The organism is Pseudomonas gingeri (genome assembly GCF_013385635.1).
GTDB classification, from domain to species: Bacteria; Pseudomonadota; Gammaproteobacteria; order Pseudomonadales; family Pseudomonadaceae; genus Aquipseudomonas; species Aquipseudomonas gingeri_A.
In genome coordinates this window covers 21,567-38,011 of the sequence record NZ_JACAPR010000024.1, presented here as the reverse complement: position 1 = coordinate 38,011, position 16,445 = coordinate 21,567, and the positions used below count along the sequence as shown (strand labels likewise).

General features: G+C 62.7%; 15 protein-coding genes. 3 read left to right on the top strand and 12 right to left on the bottom strand.

The features are described 5' to 3' along the window. Genes HX851_RS26740 through HX851_RS26730 form a run of 3 tightly spaced genes read left to right on the top strand, consistent with a single transcriptional unit; the run spans nucleotide 1 to nucleotide 3,248 of the window. A complete protein-coding gene (locus HX851_RS26740; protein WP_177064410.1) occupies nucleotides 1-2,187 on the top strand; it encodes an FUSC family protein in 2,187 nt (728 codons plus the stop codon). After that, complete coding sequence (locus HX851_RS26735) at nucleotides 2,177-2,377, top strand: DUF1656 domain-containing protein (RefSeq protein ID WP_177061724.1); 201 nt, start codon at nucleotides 2,177-2,179, stop codon at nucleotides 2,375-2,377. Before HX851_RS26740 ends, HX851_RS26735 begins: the two co-directional genes overlap by 11 nt. Nucleotides 2,378-2,387: 10 nt before the next feature. Next, complete coding sequence (locus tag HX851_RS26730) at nucleotides 2,388-3,248, top strand: efflux RND transporter periplasmic adaptor subunit (RefSeq protein ID WP_177064411.1); 861 nt, start codon at nucleotides 2,388-2,390, stop codon at nucleotides 3,246-3,248. 455 nt (nucleotides 3,249-3,703) lie between these two features. Here HX851_RS26730 and HX851_RS26725 read toward each other — a convergent pair whose 3' ends face one another. The 12 genes from HX851_RS26725 to algG all read right to left on the bottom strand — a co-directional run bounded on the left by HX851_RS26725 (nucleotide 3,704) and on the right by algG (nucleotide 16,440). Then, a complete protein-coding gene (locus HX851_RS26725) occupies nucleotides 3,704-4,396 on the bottom strand; it encodes an RES family NAD+ phosphorylase (RefSeq protein ID WP_177064412.1) in 693 nt (230 codons plus the stop codon). Then, nucleotides 4,390-4,794, bottom strand: coding sequence for a hypothetical protein (locus HX851_RS26720; RefSeq protein WP_177064419.1), 405 nt, complete (start codon nucleotides 4,792-4,794; stop codon nucleotides 4,390-4,392). The genes HX851_RS26725 and HX851_RS26720 overlap by 7 nt, the downstream gene beginning before the upstream one ends. Nucleotides 4,795-4,984: 190 nt before the next feature. After that, a complete protein-coding gene (locus tag HX851_RS26715) occupies nucleotides 4,985-5,809 on the bottom strand; it encodes an SDR family oxidoreductase (protein ID WP_177061734.1) in 825 nt (274 codons plus the stop codon). A gap of 9 nt (nucleotides 5,810-5,818) precedes the next feature. Beyond that, nucleotides 5,819-6,220 carry a thioredoxin domain-containing protein gene (locus tag HX851_RS26710; protein WP_177061735.1) on the bottom strand — a complete coding sequence of 134 codons (402 nt, stop codon included), beginning with the start codon at nucleotides 6,218-6,220 and terminating at the stop codon, nucleotides 5,819-5,821. 108 nt (nucleotides 6,221-6,328) lie between these two features. Further along, entirely contained in the window at nucleotides 6,329-6,793 is a 465-nt protein-coding gene (locus HX851_RS26705; RefSeq protein ID WP_177061736.1) for a multidrug transporter, read from the bottom strand. 171 nt (nucleotides 6,794-6,964) lie between these two features. Beyond that, nucleotides 6,965-8,416 (bottom strand): mannose-1-phosphate guanylyltransferase/mannose-6-phosphate isomerase, encoded by a 1,452-nt coding sequence (locus tag HX851_RS26700; protein ID WP_017124124.1) that lies wholly within the window; start codon nucleotides 8,414-8,416, stop codon nucleotides 6,965-6,967. Between the two features lie 214 nt (nucleotides 8,417-8,630). Then, on the bottom strand, nucleotides 8,631-9,287 hold the full coding sequence (locus tag HX851_RS26695) for an alginate O-acetyltransferase AlgF (RefSeq protein WP_177061738.1): 657 nt from the start codon (nucleotides 9,285-9,287) through the stop codon (nucleotides 8,631-8,633). Nucleotides 9,288-9,302: 15 nt separating this feature from the next. Next, nucleotides 9,303-10,481, bottom strand: a complete 1,179-nt coding sequence (locus tag HX851_RS26690) for an alginate O-acetyltransferase (protein ID WP_177061739.1) — start codon at nucleotides 10,479-10,481, stop codon at nucleotides 9,303-9,305. An 11-nt stretch (nucleotides 10,482-10,492) separates the two neighbouring features. Continuing rightward, a complete protein-coding gene (locus tag HX851_RS26685; protein WP_017124121.1) occupies nucleotides 10,493-12,043 on the bottom strand; it encodes an MBOAT family O-acyltransferase in 1,551 nt (516 codons plus the stop codon). 235 nt (nucleotides 12,044-12,278) lie between these two features. After that, nucleotides 12,279-13,394, bottom strand: coding sequence for a mannuronate-specific alginate lyase (locus HX851_RS26680; protein WP_177064413.1), 1,116 nt, complete (start codon nucleotides 13,392-13,394; stop codon nucleotides 12,279-12,281). An 11-nt stretch (nucleotides 13,395-13,405) separates the two neighbouring features. Beyond that, the gene (locus HX851_RS26675) at nucleotides 13,406-14,839 is read right to left on the bottom strand and encodes an alginate O-acetyltransferase (RefSeq protein ID WP_177064414.1); all 1,434 of its coding nucleotides are present in this window, start codon (nucleotides 14,837-14,839) and stop codon (nucleotides 13,406-13,408) included. Nucleotides 14,840-14,850: 11 nt separating this feature from the next. Next, nucleotides 14,851-16,440 (bottom strand): mannuronan 5-epimerase AlgG, encoded by a 1,590-nt coding sequence (gene algG, locus HX851_RS26670; protein ID WP_177064415.1) that lies wholly within the window; start codon nucleotides 16,438-16,440, stop codon nucleotides 14,851-14,853. Between the last annotated feature and the right edge of the window lie 5 nt (nucleotides 16,441-16,445).

Sequence of the window (16,445 nt, the reverse complement as noted above, 5' to 3'; positions counted from 1 at the left end):
ATGACTCCCTTTCCCGCCCCGGTGCGCTGGCTGTACTCCCTTGAATGGCGTCGCGGCTTCTTTGACTGGGCCCGTAGCGACGGCGTGACCTGGGTATATATCTTCAAGACCCTGGCCGCCGCCTTCCTGACCTTGTGGCTGGCCATGCGCCTGGAGCTGCCGCAGCCGCGCACGGCGATGATCACCGTGTTTATCGTGATGCAGCCGCAGAGCGGTCATGTGTTTGCCAAGAGTTTCTACCGGTTCCTCGGCACCCTGGCCGGGTCGGCGGTGATGGTGCTGCTGATCGCCCTGTTCGCGCAGAACACCGAGCTGTTTCTCGGTGCGCTGGCGATCTGGATCGGGCTCTGCTCGGCGGGGGCGGCGCGCAATCGCAACTTCCGCGCCTACGGTTTCGTGCTGGCCGGCTACACCGCCGCCATGGTCGGCCTGCCCGCCCTGGCCCATCCCGAAGGGGCCTTCATGGCGGCGGTGTGGCGGGTGCTGGAAATTTCCCTGGGGATCATTTGCTCGACCTTTGTCAGTGCCGCGATTCTCCCGCAGAGCGCCAGTGCGGCCATGCGCAACGCGCTTTATCAGCGCTTCGGTGCATTTGCCGGATTTGTCGGCACTGGCTTGCGCACGCCCCACGCCGGCGCGGCCTTCGAAACCGCCAATATCGGCTTTATCGCCCAGGCCGTGGGCCTTGAGGGCTTGCGCAGCGTCACCGTGTTCGAAGACCCGCACATGCGTCGACGCAACGGGCGCTTGAACCGCCTGAACAGCGAGTTCATGACCCTGACCACCCGTTTCAATGCCTTGCATCAACTGCTTGAGCGCCTGCGTAGCCGTGGGCCGTTGCAGGTGCCGGCGGCCATCGAACCGGGGGTGCTCGGCCTGGCCGCACTGCTCGACGGTTTTGCCGGACGGGCGCTGACCGACGCCGATGCCCAGCGGCTGGCCGTGCAATTGGCCGACTACAAGTCGGCTCTGCCCGAACAGGTCCGCCGCCTGCGTGCGTGCTTCCAGGAAAGCCACCCGGATGCAGCGGGGCAACTGGAGTTTCATACCGCGTTCGAGCTGCTCTACCGCTTTGTCGAAGAGCTGCACAGTTATGCCTTGACCCACGCGTCCCTGGCCGACCATCGCCACGCACGCGAACAGTGGGACGAGCCCTATGTGCCGAAGACCAACTGGCTCGCGGCGGCGGCGTCGGGAATCCGTGGTGCCTTTATCCTGATTGTGCTCGGCAGCTACTGGGTGGCGACCGCCTGGCCGAGCGGGGCGACCATGACCCTGATCGCCGCTGCCACGGTCGGCCTGTCGGCGGCCACGCCGAACCCCAAGCGCATGGCGTTCCAGATGGCTTGCGGGACCTTGCTCGGGGCGCTGATCGGCTTTGTCGAGGTGTTCTTCGTGTTCCCCGCCATCGACGGCTTCGCCCTGTTGTGCATGGTGCTGGCGCCGGTGTTCGTGTTTGGCGCCTTCCTCGCTTCACGCCCGGCCTGGATGGGGGTTGGCGTCGGCCTGCTGATTTTCTTCAGTACCGGCTCGGTCCCGGACAACCTGACCGTCTACGACCCCTACAACTTTATCAACGACTACATCGCCATGGTCATCGGCATGCTGGTCTGCGCAGCGGCGGGGGCGATCATCCTGCCGCCCAACAGTCGCTGGCTGTGGCGGCGCCTGGAACAGGACCTGCGTGAACAGGTGGTGTTCGCCATCAGCGGCAAGCTCAAGGGCCTGGGCTCGATTTTCGAAAGCGCCACCCGTGACCTGTTGCACCAGGCCTACGGTTTCGCCGCGGGACAGCCGAAGGTGCAGAGCGAACTGTTGCGCTGGATGTTCGTGGTGCTGGAGGTCGGCCACGCGGTTATCGAGTTGCGCAAGGAGCAGGCGAGCCTGCCGGTGCACCCCGCCTATGCCGAATCGCAGCCCTGGCGCCAGTCTATCCGCGTCATGGGCCGCTCGCTGATGCGCCTGTTCATCCAGCCCACCACGAGCAACCTGGAGCGCGCGTTGCTGGCGGTGGATCATGCGATCAGCCGGGTCCAGGCCACCGACGAACCCTTTGCCCGGCACTTCGATACCTCGGTGCTGCGCCGTGTCCAGAGCTACCTGCACTTTATCCGTACTTCGTTGCTGGACCCGCGTTCGCCGCTGGCGGCCCTCGGCCGTCCACAAGGAACTCCCCATGCCCCGTGAAATCGCGTTCCATGGTCTCTACCTGCCGACCATGACCCTGCTGTTCCTGATTGCCGCGGGTGTCGGCTGGGCGCTCGACCGCTTTATCGCCAGCCATGACCTGTACCGCTTCTTCTGGCATCCGGCGCTGCTGCGCCTGAGCCTGTTCAGCTGCATTTTCGGCGCCCTGGCGCTCACTGTTTACCGTTGAGAACGACCTGATGAAAAAGCTCTTCAGCCTGATCGCCACCTTGCTGGTCCTGGCCCTTGCGATCTGGATCGGCCGGCTGCTGTGGGTGCAGTACATGGAAAGCCCATGGACCCGTGACGGTCGCGTGCGCGCGGACATCATCAACGTCGCGGCGGACGTCACCGGTGAAGTGGTGGACGTGCCGGTGCGTGACAACCAGTTGGTGAAGAAGGGCGATCTGCTGATGCAGATCGATCCCGAGCACTACCGCATCGCGGTCAAGCAGGCGCAATCGCTGGTGGACTCGCGCAAGGCCAACTGGGAAATGCGCAAGGTCAATGCCCATCGCCGCGCCGACCTGGACAACATGGTGATCTCCAAGGAGAGCCGCGACGACGCCGGCAACCTGGCCGACGCCGCCCTGGCCGACTACCAGCAGGCCCAGGCGCAACTGGAGGCGGCGCAGTTGAACCTGGCGCGGACCCAGGTGCGGGCGGCGGTGGACGGCTACGTCACCAACCTCAATGTGCACCGCGGTGATTACGCACGGATCGGCGAGGCGAAGATGGCGGTGGTCGACATGAACTCGTTCTGGGTCTACGGCTTCTTCGAGGAAACCAAGCTGCCCCATGTGCGGGTCGGTGACTCGGCGGACATGCAATTGATGAGCGGGCAGGTGCTCAAGGGGCATGTGGAGAGTATTTCGCGGGGTATCTACGACCGCGACAACCCCGAGAGCCGTGAACTGATCGCGGATGTGAACCCGACGTTCAACTGGGTACGCCTGGCCCAGCGGGTGCCGGTGCGGATTCATATCGACGAGGTACCGGACGGGGTGCTGTTGGCGGCGGGGATTACCTGCACCGTGATCGTCAAGCCGGCAGGGGCCTGACGATCGCTGAAAGCTTCGCTGGCAAGCCAGGCTCCTGCAGGGACCGAGCGTAGCCACGAGCATTTGTGGTGAAACACCGGGCGAAGATCGTTCCCACGCTCCGCGTGGTAATGCAGCCCGTGACGCTCCGCGTCACATTCAGAGCGGACGCGGAGCGTCCAGCGAGGCATTCCCACGCAGAGCGTGGGAACGATCAATAACCAGACCGGCTCTAACCGACAGGTCGCTATGGGGATTATGCACTTGATCGAGTTGGCTCAGCGCTGGGTGGATTCGGTGTTGGAGGAGCAGCCAGGCATCGTCACGAACTGACAACAATCAGTCAGGTCTGAAACACCGACCTACTGTGGGAGCCGGCTTGCCGGCGATGACGTCCGCAAGAGCGATACAGGACTCAAGGGCCTCATCGCTGGCAAGCCAGCTCCCACAAAAGCTCGCTTTCCACACCACCATGCTCAGGCGCCGGTGATTTGGTTGACGCTGGTGATTGTGCCGTTCCAGATCATTTCGTAATGAGCGGTCTGGATGATCGATGAGACCGGACGTGGGGTCATCAGCGCCCAGCAGTGGTTGCCGGGGTGACGCACGGATCGGTAGCGCAACCCGGGGCACTTGTCAGCCTTGATCGCTTTTCCCAACGCGTGAGAGTAGGTGTAGTCATCCGGATCGTAGAGGGGATCTGCCATGGGGATAGACGCGGCATCTCTCATTGTGGCGTCGGTGAAGTGGCAGGAAAGACCACGGAAAACAAATCGCTCGTAGTTGAGCCCCCGCACCTTCGACCAGTAGCTGTTCTGGTGATGCCTGACCTCGGCCAGCGCCGTTTCCATGGTCTCGGCCAGGTACAGCACGCCGAAGCTGCCATCGCTGAAGCGCGAGCCCGCCGGATTGACGTGGGTGAAGGGCGCTGTCGCGTAGGCGCATCCGGGAATACCAAAGGGGATCTCATCCCGCGGGATCAGTTCCAGTTGACCCAACTCGTTGCGCAGCCGCGGATTGGTCAGGGCCTGGACCTGGTAAAGCACCTCGAATTCATCAGCGTCCGCCACGTCATCGAACAAGGCAATCGGCGGGAACTTGGAGTTGACCAGCCGATAGGCCTGCAAGCGCTCGCCGGACAATAGAGGTAAATGGCTTGCTGTCACCATTGCGCGCCCCGCAGGGTGTCAATCCGCCGAAACGTCTCGTACAGCGAGATCATGTCGCCCTGCGCCATGATGTCCAGAGGGGTGCGCCCGTTGAAGAAATCGTTATCGTTGGCCATCGCCGGGAAGCCATAGACGTTCTCCGGGTTATCGAAGATAACGCGCAGGGCCCCGTGGATATTCAGCACAAAGCTGATCCGTTGCATCTGGTCGGCATCCAGGCCAACGGACCAAGCGGGATCACGCTGTTTGGCACGGGTGTAGGTGCTGCGGGAAATACGCAGGATACGACAGGCGTGGTCGCTCGAGGCCTGCCACTTTTCGAGTACCCCCACGGCCGCTCTCAGACCGGTCACGCCTTGTGCCTTGGTCAGTCCTGAGGCTGCTGAAGTGACTGTCATGATCATGTCCTTGATAAAATAATCTGTAGATTCAAAAATATCAAAATTGAATCTATAGATCAAATTTCAAGCTTCTGATCGTTCCCACGCTCCGCGTGGTAATGCAGCCCGTGACGCTCCGCGTCACCTCCAGAGCGGACGCTCCGCGTCCCCTGAGGCACTCCCACATCAGACAGGCTTCGACCGGTCGCTACAAACGCGTACCCAAGCCAAAGCGTTTCATCAGCACCTTTTCCAGCAACCCCTTTGGCAGCAGGGCCGCCAGCAACGGCAATGCCCGGCAACCATTGCCCAGGCGCAGCAGACGTGGCGGTTGTGGTTTCCGGGCGGCCTTGAGCAGGTCGGCGGCGAAGCTGGCGGCTGAAGTCGGGTTGTTCTGCGAGGCGTTGGCCCGCGCGCGTATACCCTCGCGCAACGGCCACCAGGGCGACGTTTCGGCAATCACTTGCTCGGCTTCATGGCTGGCATTCCTGGCGAACTGGGTGTCGATGGCGCCGGGCTGGACTTCCATCACGCGGATGGCGAAGGGCGCCAACTCCATGCGCAGGGCATCGCTCAAGGCATGGACCGCCGCCTTGGACGCACAATAGGCGCCGGCGAAAGGCGTGACCAGGACCCCGGAGACACTGCCGATATTCACCACCAGACCCTGGTTGCGGCGCAACGCCGGCAGCAGCGCGCGGGTCACGCCGACGATGGCGAAGACATTGGTTTCGAACTGGCGCTGCATGGCCTCGACGCCACCGTCGAGCAGCGGGCCCATGGCGCCATAACCGGCGTTGTTGATCAGCACATCGAGGCCGGCGTGCTGCTGCTCGATACGTTGCGCCAGTTGCTGCAGTGCCGGGCCGTCGTTGACATCCAACCGCACGGCGGTGAAGCCGGCGGCGGCCAGGGTGGCCACGTCTTCGGGTTTGCGCGCGGTGGCCCAAACCTCATACCCCGCGTGCCTGAACGCATCTGCCAGGGCGCGGCCGATGCCGCTGGAACATCCGGTGATCAAGGCTATGGGCATGGCACATCCTTATTGGGCCTGGGAGTCGAAGACCTCCGAGAATACCTTGTCCGTGACAAAAAAGAGCGAATCGAGTCCCTGTTTGATCCTGGTCCGGTCGGTGCCATGCATGCGCGTCTGGGCACCATGGCCGTCGAGAAAGAACAGGGTGGGCACGTACTGGATTTCGATACCGGGCTGCAGCAGTTTGAAGATCGGGAAGCTGAGCTGGAAAAACGCCACCCGTTCCAGATAAGGGCCCGACGCCAGGGCTTCGAGCAGCAGCTTGATTCGATCGCAGGGAGGGCAGCCGCGGCTGTAGACCAGGACCACCGACGGTTTTGGCCGGATCAGGGGAATCTCCAGGCTGCCCAGGGCAGTACGGAATGCCCTCCGGTTCTTGATTTCGGTGACGGCGGTCTTGCTCTTCATCCTGACTCCCTGATCGGTAGCTTCACCTCCAGGGGGTATTCAACGTCAAATGCGGAGGGTTGTAACCTGTCAGAAATGACAGGTGGCAATAGGCGACTATTGTCGACATCAGCCCGAAAAACTGCCTTGCAGGCGTTCGGCACGAAACTCCAGGGTTTGGGGGCGATAGCCGGGGCGCAACGGCGGCATCGGCAGACAGTCTTCCCAGGCGCCCGCGGGCTGCAATTCGCCGGGGCCGCGATAGTGCGGCGCGGTATAACTGTTCTCGGCCAGGTTGACGGTATCGCCTGGAGCGTACGCGGCGATGCGCCAGCGCAGGTCGGTCAGGGGTACGTCGTTGTCGTTTTTCATCTTCAGTTGCAGCGGGCGATCGGCCGGGCAGTGCTCGGGCGTATAGCTGATGCGCATTTCCAGGCGTGCCAGTTGCCGGGCTTCGCGGGTATCCAGCCAGGCGACCCAGGCGGCCACCAGTCCCAGTCCGGCCAATGCGGCCATGGACACCGGCAACGCCTTGGCCGGGTAGCGCAACAACAGGACCAGCCAGGTGATGATCAGCAAGACGCCGATAAACATGAAAAGCAGCCTCGAAAAGATCGCAAGCATCATCCTAACAGTGTAGGTGCTGCGCTTCACTCCGGAGCCGGACGGCGGGCTTTGCATCGCCCCAAAAAAACACCCCCGTCCCCACCAACTGCGGATAGGGGGACGCAGCCAGCGGGGCGGGGGTGAGTGGAACGCTGGGGTCTACTGGGCGATGGTTTTCACCGAGATGCCACGTTCGACAGGGGTCGAACGCCCGTAGATATCTTCGAACCGCTCGATATCGTCTTCGCCCAGGTAGCTGCCCGATTGCACCTCGATGATTTCCAGGGGGATCTTGCCCGGGTTGCGCAGGCGGTGCACCGAGGCGATCGGGATGTAGGTGGACTGGTTCTCGCAGAGCAGGAACACGTTCTCGTCGCAGGTCACTTCGGCGGTGCCGCTGACCACGATCCAGTGCTCGGCGCGGTGGTGGTGCATCTGCAACGACAGGCACGCGCCCGGCTTGACCGAGATGTGCTTGACCTGGAAGCGGCCGCCCATGTCCACCGAGTCATAGGAACCCCATGGCCGGTAGACTTCGCAGTGGTTCTGGGTCTCGCTGCGGCCCTGTTCGTTGAGGGTGTTGACCATCTGTTTCACGCCCTGGACCTTGTCCTTGTGGGCGATCATCATCGCGTCCTTGGTTTCCACGACGACGATGTTTTCCAGGCCGATCACCGACACCAGCTTGCCGTTGCCGTGGATCATGCAGTTGCGGCTGTCCTGGATGACTACGTCGCCCTTGCTGACGTTGCCGTTCTCGTCCTTTTCATGCACGTCCCACAGCGACGACCAGCAACCGACATCGCTCCAGCCGGCGCTCAGCGGTACCACACAGGCGCGCTGGGTCTTTTCCATCACCGCGTAGTCGATGGAGTTGTCCGGGCACTGGGCGAAAGTGGCTTCGTCCAGGGTCACGGTGTCGGCGTCCTGGTGGCTGCGTTCGAGGGTCAGCAGGCAGGTGTCGTAGATATCCGGATCGTGCTTTTTCAGTTCTTCGAGGAAGCGGCTGGCGCGGAACAGGAACATGCCGCTGTTCCAGAAGTAACCGCCGGCCTCGACGAACTCGATGGCGCGTTTTTCGTCGGGCTTCTCGACGAAGTGCGAGACCCGGCTGACGCCTTCGGGCAGCAGCGCATCGTTGCTCGACTTGATGTAGCCATAACCGGTTTCCGGTTTGGTCGCCGGTACGCCGAACAGCACCATCTCGCCACGCTCGGCGGCCACGGTAGCCAGGGCCAGGGCGCGTTGCAGGGCTTTCTGGTCGTCCAGCACGTGGTCGGCGGGCAGCACCAGCATCAACTCGTCGCGACCTTCGTTGATCAGCATCATCGCGGTCAGGGCCACGGCCGGCGCGGTGTTGCGGCCGAACGGTTCCATCAGGATGCGCTGGGCCTCGAGGTGGCGGTTGCTCAACTGTTCGTTGACGATGAAGCGATGGTCCTTGTTGCAGACCACGATAGGCGTGTCCATGCCTTCGAACACCAGGCGCTCGAGGGTCTGCTGGAACAGCGTCTGTTCGCCGGTGAGGGCGAGGAACTGCTTGGGAAACTGCTTGCGCGAAAGCGGCCAAAGACGTGAGCCGCTACCACCTGACAGGATTACCGGAATCATGTTGTTACTCCTTTAAACAATGTATGGGTTAGAGCTACTGCGGTTGGTCGTTTCACTCTCTTGTTGTTGTCCGTGTCCGAATGGTTCACACAACCTTCCCTATAGGAGCCGGCTTGCCGGCGATGAGGCCCGTGAGCCTTGTATCGATCTGGCGAATACCATCGCTGGCAAGCCAGTTCCTACAGGGGATTGTGTTGACCATTCGGAAAATTCATCAGCGGGTCGATACCGGGCGCTTGACCCAGACCGGCGACAGGCTGCTGCCGCTGCCGGTGACGTAGAGCACCGCGGCTTCACCGCGCTCCAGGGCCACCGGCTTGAGGTCGCTGACCTTGGTGCTGCCGTCGTACAGGGCAAAGCTGACCTTCACCGGGTTGATCTCGCGTTCGCCGCGGCCCTTGGCGGCCACGGACTCGACCACGGCGGTCTTGCCGTCGGCGGTCTTCAGGGTCAGGGCCTTGTCACTCAGGTTCTGCACCCGCACCAGGGACTTCTGCTTGTTCTTGAACGGCGGTTCCTCGATCAGTTGCGGCTGGCCGCTGGCGTTGTTGACGAGGGTGTAATAGTGGTCGGCGGCGAGTTTCACCGGCAGGCTCTGGCTGCCGACCTTGGCGCTGTAGTCGCCACCGGGCATGAAGCTGAAATCGCTGCTGGCCAGGGGCGCGACATCGCTGAGGGCGGTGGCGCCGACGGTGGCGCTGACTTCCTGGTTGCTGGCGTTGTACAGCCGCACGAAGCTCGATCCCTTCGGTGCGGTCGGGCCGTACAGGGCGGCGTCGCCACCGGCCCAGACCGGCAGTGAGAGCAGGCTCAGGCCCGCGGCCATGGCCAGGGTCTTGACGGTGTTTTTACGAGTAGTGTTGAAGGTCATGATGCATACCTCTTTTCAGTTTTGCGCCTGTACAGGCGACTCGGATCGGGTGGTGTTCTGGACCAGGTTCTGTTGGCGGATACCAGCGGCTTTCAATTGCGCGACCCACTGCGGATCGGCATCGCCGATTTCGTTGTTGACCGGCAGGTAGCGCTCCGGGAACTCCCAGATCAGCACCTGCGGCGGGTTGTTCTTGAAGGCGTCGCTTTTCAGGTAGGCAAGCATCGGCAGGATCGGGCCGTGGCCGTCCTCGGCGTAATTCACCACATCGCTGTGCAGGGCCTGCTTGAGGGCGCCGACGAAGTTCCAGTTGGGATTGGCGCTGTAGCTGGTGCCGATCAGCGCCACCGGGACTTCGTTGTCGGCGAACAGGGCGTCGTCGCCGGCCGGCTGCTCGTCGGCGGCACGGGTGATGCGTTTTTCCAGCGGTTCCTGCGGCGGCATCAGGTTGTTGAACAGCGGGTCCAGCGGCAGGAACAGGGTCAGGTCGCCCTTGTGCGGTTCGGTCTTCTCTGCTTCGGTGACAAAGCGCTGCGGCGTACCGCTGAGCGGCGCCTGGGCGGCGATGGCGCCGGCCAACTGGGTGGCGGCGATTTGCGCGCCGTCCGGGGTCCAGTGGGTGTCGGTACGCAGGAACACTTGCCGGCCCTGTTGCTTGGCCTGTTGCAGCGGGCCGAGCAGGTCGGGGGCGAGGATCCGGTCGGCGGCGACGCGGGCGTGGAAGTCCTGGTAGAGGTTGGCGTGAATGCTCGATGGACGGACTTCACCGAGGTGTTCCGGGTACAGGCGCACCTTGGCCGGCACGATCGCCATCACCAGGTTCACGCCCTTGGCCTTGAGGGTCTGGCGTACACCTTCGACCAGGGCGTAGTTGCCCTGCAGGTTTTGCTGCTCGTTGGCGATGGGGTTGAATTCCTCGTCGCTGTAGAGCCAGTGATCGCGGCCCAGCACCACGCCCGGACGGCCTTCGTTGAACAGCTTGAAGTCCAGCGCGGCCCAGAGGTTGGTGCCCAGGCGCTTGATCGGGAACTCGCCGTCGTAGTGGGTCTCGATGGCCTTGGTCCAGCGCCCGTTGAGTACGGTCGCATCGGCATTGGTGCTGAAGCCGATGAAGCTGCGCAGGGACCAAAGCCCCAGCGCCAGCAAGGTGACGAGGAACAGGGCGATGTAGAGGATGCGTAATGAGCGGGTCATGGTCGGCTCCCTCAGAACTGGAAGTAAAGGAACGGCGAGAAGCTTTGCGCCGAGAGTTTGAGAATCGAGGCGATGAACAGCAGCAGCACCAGGGTGCGCATCAGGTAGCGTGGCCAGTCGGCCACCCAGTAGGCCGGTTGCACCTGGGCTTCGACGCCGACGTTGTAGCCGGGCTCGTGGATGCTGCCGGCCGCTTCGCCGGGGGCGGCCTTGATCAGGCCGGGTTGCGCGGTGGCCGGACCGTCGGCGGGCTTGGCCTTCGGCGCGGGCGGGTTGCTGTAGAAATCGCGCAGGCCGAAGAACGCCAGGGTCGCGTAGGCCACTACCAGGGTCGCCACCTGCAGGCCGGTGAGGCTGGCGCGGTTGAGCTCCGACAGCGACCAGTCGCTGAAGCTGAACATGGCGCCGTACATGCGGCCGGCCACGTGCAGGTTCTCGGCACGGAAGATCACCCAGCCCATGATCACCAGCAGGAAGGTCAGCGCCCAGCGGATCGGGTTGAAGCTGCGTGGCGTGGTGTTGATGCCCAGGGCTTTTTCGATCGCCAGCCACATGCCATGCCAGGCGCCCCAGACGATGTAGGTGATGTTCGCGCCGTGCCACAGGCCACCGAGCAGCATGGTCAGGAACAGGTTGCGATAGGTGGTCAGGGTGCCTTTGCGGTTGCCGCCCAGGGTGATGTAGAGGTAGTCGCGCAGCCAGGTCGACAGGCTGATGTGCCAGCGCCGCCAGAACTCGGTGATCGACTGGCTGATATAGGGCTGCTTGAAGTTCTCCATGAAGCGGAAGCCCATCATCAGGCCGAGGCCGATGGCCATGTCGCTGTAGCCGGAGAAGTCGAAGTACAGCTGCGCGGTGTAGGCCAGGGCACCGAGCCAGGCGTCGCCGGTGGTCGGGTTCTGCAGGGCGAAGCAGTGATCGGCGACCACCGCCAGGGTATCGGCGATGAAGACCTTCTTGATGAAGCCCTGCATGAACCGCGTGGCACCTTCGGAGAACTTGTCGAGGGTGTGGGTGCGGTTGTTGAACTGGTCGGCGAGGTCGCGAAAACGCAGCACGGGGCCGGCGATCAGGTGCGGGAAGATTGCCACGAAGGCCGCGAAGTCGATCAGGTTGCGGGTCGCCGGGGTATCGCCACGGTAGACGTCGATGATGTAGCTGATGGACTCGAAGATGTAGAACGAGATACCGATCGGCAGCAACACGTGGGTCAGGATGAACGGTTCGAGACCGAACGAGGTCATGATCGCGTTGAGGCTATCGACACCGAAGTTGGCGTACTTGAAGTAGCCGAGGATACACAGGTCGACGGCCACGCCCAGCAGCAGCCAGCGCTGGGCCGGCCTGGTGCGTACGCCGGCGGCGCCGACCTTGAGGCCGATCCAGTAGTTCCACAGGGTGACGCCGGCGAACAGCGCCAGGAAGTCCACCCGCCACCACGCGTAGAACACGTAGCTGGCGATCAGCAACAGCAGGTTGCGATAGCGTTGCCCGCTCAGGTAGTACAAGCCGAGAAAGATCGGCAGGAACAGGAACAGGAACACATTGGATGAAAATACCATCCCGATCTCTCCTTGTTTAATCAACGTTCAAGGGCCGAAGCCCCCCCAAACCCCCCATGAAAACCGCGGGGTATTACGTACCTGTGTCGATCGTTCCCACGCGCAGCAAAGGAACGCCTCTCTGGACGCTCTGCGTCCGTTTTGTGACGCAAAGCGTCACGGGCTGCATGCCCACGCAGAGCGTGGGAACGATCGGTAAGCTTTTAGCTCGGGGGCAAGCCCCCTCCCACAGGGGTTACGAGCCTTTGTTGCCTTTCTCGTGCGTCGGGTCGTAGACCTTGGTCAGGTCGCCGCCGAGGCGGAAGGTCTTGAACGGTTGCATCCCATGCTTGCGTTCGAGCACATCCGCCGGACAGGTGTAGAGCGTGCAGAACGGTTCGAGCCAGGCGAATTTCGAGTCGACCTTGAGGTCGGTCATGTCCTGTTCCTTGCCGTTTTTCGCCTGGAATTCCCCGGGGTCCTTGACCCCGGCCAGCACCCGGTCACCCAGGCGCTTGAGCGCACCGTTGTTTTCCTGGCGCAGGTCGACGCCGTTGACCAGGGCAAAGCTGGCGATCATCGCCAGAGGAGGCAGCGCGTAGTTGTGGTAGGCCAGGGCGCGCTGCTGGCGCTTGAGCTCGTTGGGCAGGAACCCCTGCGGGTCGACCTGGTTGGCGCCGACCTTGTATTCCTTCACGGCCCAGTCGAAGAGGTCGCGACGGTCGGTGGCGATGGCGGTCGCCATCACCGACCAGGCGGCCCAGTACGAGTGATTGTTGGTCTTGTCCAGCGGCAGGTTGTCCCAGTCGCTCACTACCTGGTCGGCCATCTTGCTGAACCAGGCCTCGATCTGTTGCGCTTCCTTCTGGTGGGTCGCCAGCGGATGGGAGTCGGAGAACTTCAGGCGGATATAGGCCGAGGCCATGCTGCCCAGGGCCCATTTGCGCATGGACTTGCCAGTGTGGTTGAAGTCCTTGGACATCAGCGCATCGGCCTGGGCCCAGGCGGTCAGCCAGCTCAGGGTACAGCTCAACTGTTCCGGGCGACCGTCACGCATGAACTGCATCACCCGCTTGCTGGTGCCACGTTCCATCTTGGTGATGTCGGCGGTGGTGTCGCGAAAGGCTTTTTCCGACTGCACGTTGAGGGTCGCGCGGGCCTTGTCGGAGCCCTCGTATTTGCTGCGGAACTGCAACTGGCCGGTGTAGGGCTGGGGCATGGCGTCGCAGCCTTCACTGTTGTCGCCGCTCTTGAACTTGTCGACGGCGGCGAAGTAACCCTGCGGCGGACGCAGCGGCGCGGCGGCCTGGGTCGTTGCGGCGAAGACCGTCAGGCCGAGCAGGGAAGGAACGAGCAATGTGCGGAGTTTCATCGGTAGGCACCTCATAACCCGGCCTGCGCCCTGTGGGGCTCAGCGCTGGGGAATACGTTGCGTTTGCAGATCTTCGCCTCGACTTTCTGCGGTGCGGTGCCCGCTTCCGGGCCCTGGACTTCGACGGCCAGCAGGTTCTGGTTGGCCCAGTCTTCGTCGGTGCGCAGTTCGAAGGCGAAACGTCCGTCCGTGTCGGAGGTTTCCGGTTTCTCGATCTTGATGTCCTCGTGGCGTCCGTTCATGTACCAGAGGGTGGCGTGCAGGGTTTTCACCGAGGTGTCGGCGAAGCGGATGTCGACCTGGTGGGCGCTGTTGCGCAGGTCGCGGTTGTTGCTGTTGACCAGCAGTTCGTTCTTGCCCGGCTTGACCGTGGTGCTGGCGCTCATGTCGGCGCTCTTGCCTTCGCAACCGTTGTCGAGCAGCGCCATCATCTGCCGGTAGATGGTTTCCTGGTCGAGGCGATACAGCGGCGAGAATTCCCAGATAAGGATCTTCGGCGGGGTCTTCTGGAACTCGTCGCTGCCCAGGTACTGCAACATCGAACCTTCCAGGCCACCGCCGGGGAAGGCGACGTTGAGGATGTCGGCGCCGATGTACTGTTGCAGAAAACCGGCGAAGTTGTAGTTCTTGCCGCTGTGACTGGTACCCACCAGGGTGATCTGCGGGTTGCCGGAATCGCCGAACAGGTCGCCGTCCGCCGCCTCGCCCTTGGGCTCGGTGCTGAACTGTTCCATGTACTGGATCGCGTAGCTGGTGCCGCACAGTTGACCGGCCATGTTGTGCAGGGTGCCGGTCTTGCCCATGCGCCCGGAGACCTTGGTCTCGAATTCGCGATGGGGAATGTCGGCGAAGCCGGGGACCTGTTTCACCGTCTCGGCGACGATCTTCGCGGTGCGCTCGGCACCGTACGGGGTCCAGTGCTGGTCGCCACGGAAGTAGAAATCGTGGGCCTGCTGTTCGTTGGTCAGGGGCGACAGGTCCGGGACGTGATAGCCCATTTTCGCGAAGCGTCCGAGCATGGCCTGGTAGTTGTGCAGGGCCTTCTCGTAGTCGAACTTGTCGCGTTCAGCCGGGAACAGTTTGTTGCGGTCCACCAGGCCACGGGTCGGCTGATAGACCACCACCAGTTCCACGCCCTTGCTCTTGAAGGCGTCGTGCAACTGTTGCATGCGCTTGTAGCCGGCCGACGTGGTGTCGAATTCGGTGCGCAGGTCTTCCTGGGTACGGAACAGCCAGTCGCCCTGGGCCTGGACCAGCGTGGTGAAGTTCTGCTGGTAGCGGGTGACGTAGTTCTTCGCGTCATGGGCCGCCGGGCACAGGCTGCAGCAGGGCTGTGCGGTGAAGTTCGGTGCCTGGACGTCCTCGGCCCGCAGGTTGCCGCTGGCGGCGAACATCGCCGCGGCGAGGCCGGACAGGCCGAGCAGTTTGATCAGGTGTGGGTTCATAAAGGTCATCCTCAATCCCGCAGTTGGGTCTGGCGTTCGACGGGGTCGATCAGCACGGCTTTCTGCTGGCGCACCAGCAGGTCGAGAATTTCATCCTGGCGATCGCCGAGAATCCCGGTGAAGCTGATGCCGCTGTTTTTCGCCGGGGCGAGCATGGACACCCGGTACAGCTCGACACTCAACGGCGAGTCGATGGACAGTGGGCCGCTGCCGTTACCGGCCAGCTCGCCGCCGACCACGATCAGCGAGACTTCGGCATCGAACGGGTCGAGCTTGATGTCACGGTCGGTGTCGGTCAGGTCCTTGATGTGGCCGTAGATGCCGGTCAGGCCGTTGGCCATGGAGACGTTCTCGTACAGGCGGATGTTCACGCTGTTGCGGATACGGATGCCGTGGCGTTTGTTGCTGATCACCTTGTTGCCATAGATCAGGTTGTCGGCACTCTCGTAGAGGGTGATGCCGTCGGTGTGGTTCTTGTAGATCTCGTTGTAGGCGATCAGGTTGTTGACGCTGTTACGGTCGATCACCAGGCCCGAGAGGTGGTTGTCGTAGCTGCGGTTGTTGAAGATGAAGCTGTCGTTCACCTCCCGGGAAATGATGATGCCGTGCTTCTTCTTGGTCCCGTGGACGGTGTTGTCGGCGATGATCAGCCGGTGCGAACGGTCGTGGGGGTCGATGCCGTAGACGATGTTGTCGCGGTAGGTGTTGCCCTTGACCACGAAGTCGCGGGTCTCGTAGCAGTAGAAGCCGTACCACATGTCCGAGAACTGCGAACCGATGATCCAGCCGGTCGGCTCGGGTCGCTTGAGGACCTTGGCCATGTTCGGCGTGTACTGGGAAATACTCACGCCGTAGGACTTGCTGTTGGCATAGCCGAAGCTGGCCATCTGGCTGTTGACGATATAGGTCTCGGTGCCGCCCCAGGCCAGCAGGAATGGGCGGAACTCCTTGGGCGAGCGGAAGGTGGCGGGGCCGTTGTCCGCTTCGCGCCAGCCGGTGACCTTGGTATTACGGATGAACAACTGACCGTCGTTGATCAGGAACGAACCGCCTTCCTGGGACAGCCGCAGTTCCTGGGTCTGCTGGTCGATTTCGAGGATGCCGTGGCGCCCGACGACGATCGGCAGCCTGGCGAGGAACACCCCCGGCGAGGTTTCGCTGATATAGTTTTTCGGCAGCTTCCTGCTCAGGTCCTTGAGGTTGATATAACCGTCGTCGACGAAGATCGCCTGGGGAATGCCGTGCTGGCGGACCACCCATTCGGCCATCTTGTTGTCGCCGCCGATAAAGTCCTTCAGGGCGTCTTCCTGCATCATCCGACGCACGCTGATCTTGCCCGGCTTGCCGCGCACGATCTTCGCCGCGACCGCCTCGGCGGTGTAGCCGGTGAGGTCCGGCAGCTTGGGTTTTTCCAGGTGCAGCGGTTCGGTCGGGGCGCTGCTGACGGTGTAGGTCTTGGCCTGTTGCAGTTCCTTGACAATGGTCGGTGCGCGCTCGGTCTTGGCGAGCGCTGGCTCGGCATTGCCGAAGGCGGCGCTGCTGGCCAGCAGCAGGGCGGCGGCCAGGACACTGAGCGGGCCTTGCATGGCGATAGGGTTCATCTCGG

Bases quoted from the DNA above. Each gene is read 5' to 3' on its own strand.
- HX851_RS26690 (WP_177061739.1), bottom strand. From the start codon at position 10,481: ATGACCCGCTCATTACGCATCCTCTACATCGCCCTGTTCCTCGTCACC.
- HX851_RS26695 (WP_177061738.1), bottom strand. From the start codon at position 9,287: ATGACCTTCAACACTACTCGTAAAAACACCGTCAAGACCCTGGCCATG.
- HX851_RS26725 (WP_177064412.1), bottom strand. From the start codon at position 4,396: ATGGTGACAGCAAGCCATTTACCTCTATTGTCCGGCGAGCGCTTGCAG.
- HX851_RS26680 (WP_177064413.1), bottom strand. From the start codon at position 13,394: ATGAAACTCCGCACATTGCTCGTTCCTTCCCTGCTCGGCCTGACGGTC.
- HX851_RS26730 (WP_177064411.1), top strand. From the start codon at position 2,388: ATGAAAAAGCTCTTCAGCCTGATCGCCACCTTGCTGGTCCTGGCCCTT.
- HX851_RS26720 (WP_177064419.1), bottom strand. From the start codon at position 4,794: ATGACAGTCACTTCAGCAGCCTCAGGACTGACCAAGGCACAAGGCGTG.
- HX851_RS26740 (WP_177064410.1), top strand. From the start codon at position 1: ATGACTCCCTTTCCCGCCCCGGTGCGCTGGCTGTACTCCCTTGAATGG.
- algG (WP_177064415.1), bottom strand. From the start codon at position 16,440: ATGAACCCTATCGCCATGCAAGGCCCGCTCAGTGTCCTGGCCGCCGCC.
- HX851_RS26735 (WP_177061724.1), top strand. From the start codon at position 2,177: ATGCCCCGTGAAATCGCGTTCCATGGTCTCTACCTGCCGACCATGACC.
- HX851_RS26700 (WP_017124124.1), bottom strand. From the start codon at position 8,416: ATGATTCCGGTAATCCTGTCAGGTGGTAGCGGCTCACGTCTTTGGCCG.
- HX851_RS26715 (WP_177061734.1), bottom strand. From the start codon at position 5,809: ATGCCCATAGCCTTGATCACCGGATGTTCCAGCGGCATCGGCCGCGCC.
- HX851_RS26685 (WP_017124121.1), bottom strand. From the start codon at position 12,043: ATGGTATTTTCATCCAATGTGTTCCTGTTCCTGTTCCTGCCGATCTTT.
- HX851_RS26705 (WP_177061736.1), bottom strand. From the start codon at position 6,793: ATGTTTATCGGCGTCTTGCTGATCATCACCTGGCTGGTCCTGTTGTTG.
- HX851_RS26710 (WP_177061735.1), bottom strand. From the start codon at position 6,220: ATGAAGAGCAAGACCGCCGTCACCGAAATCAAGAACCGGAGGGCATTC.
- HX851_RS26675 (WP_177064414.1), bottom strand. From the start codon at position 14,839: ATGAACCCACACCTGATCAAACTGCTCGGCCTGTCCGGCCTCGCCGCG.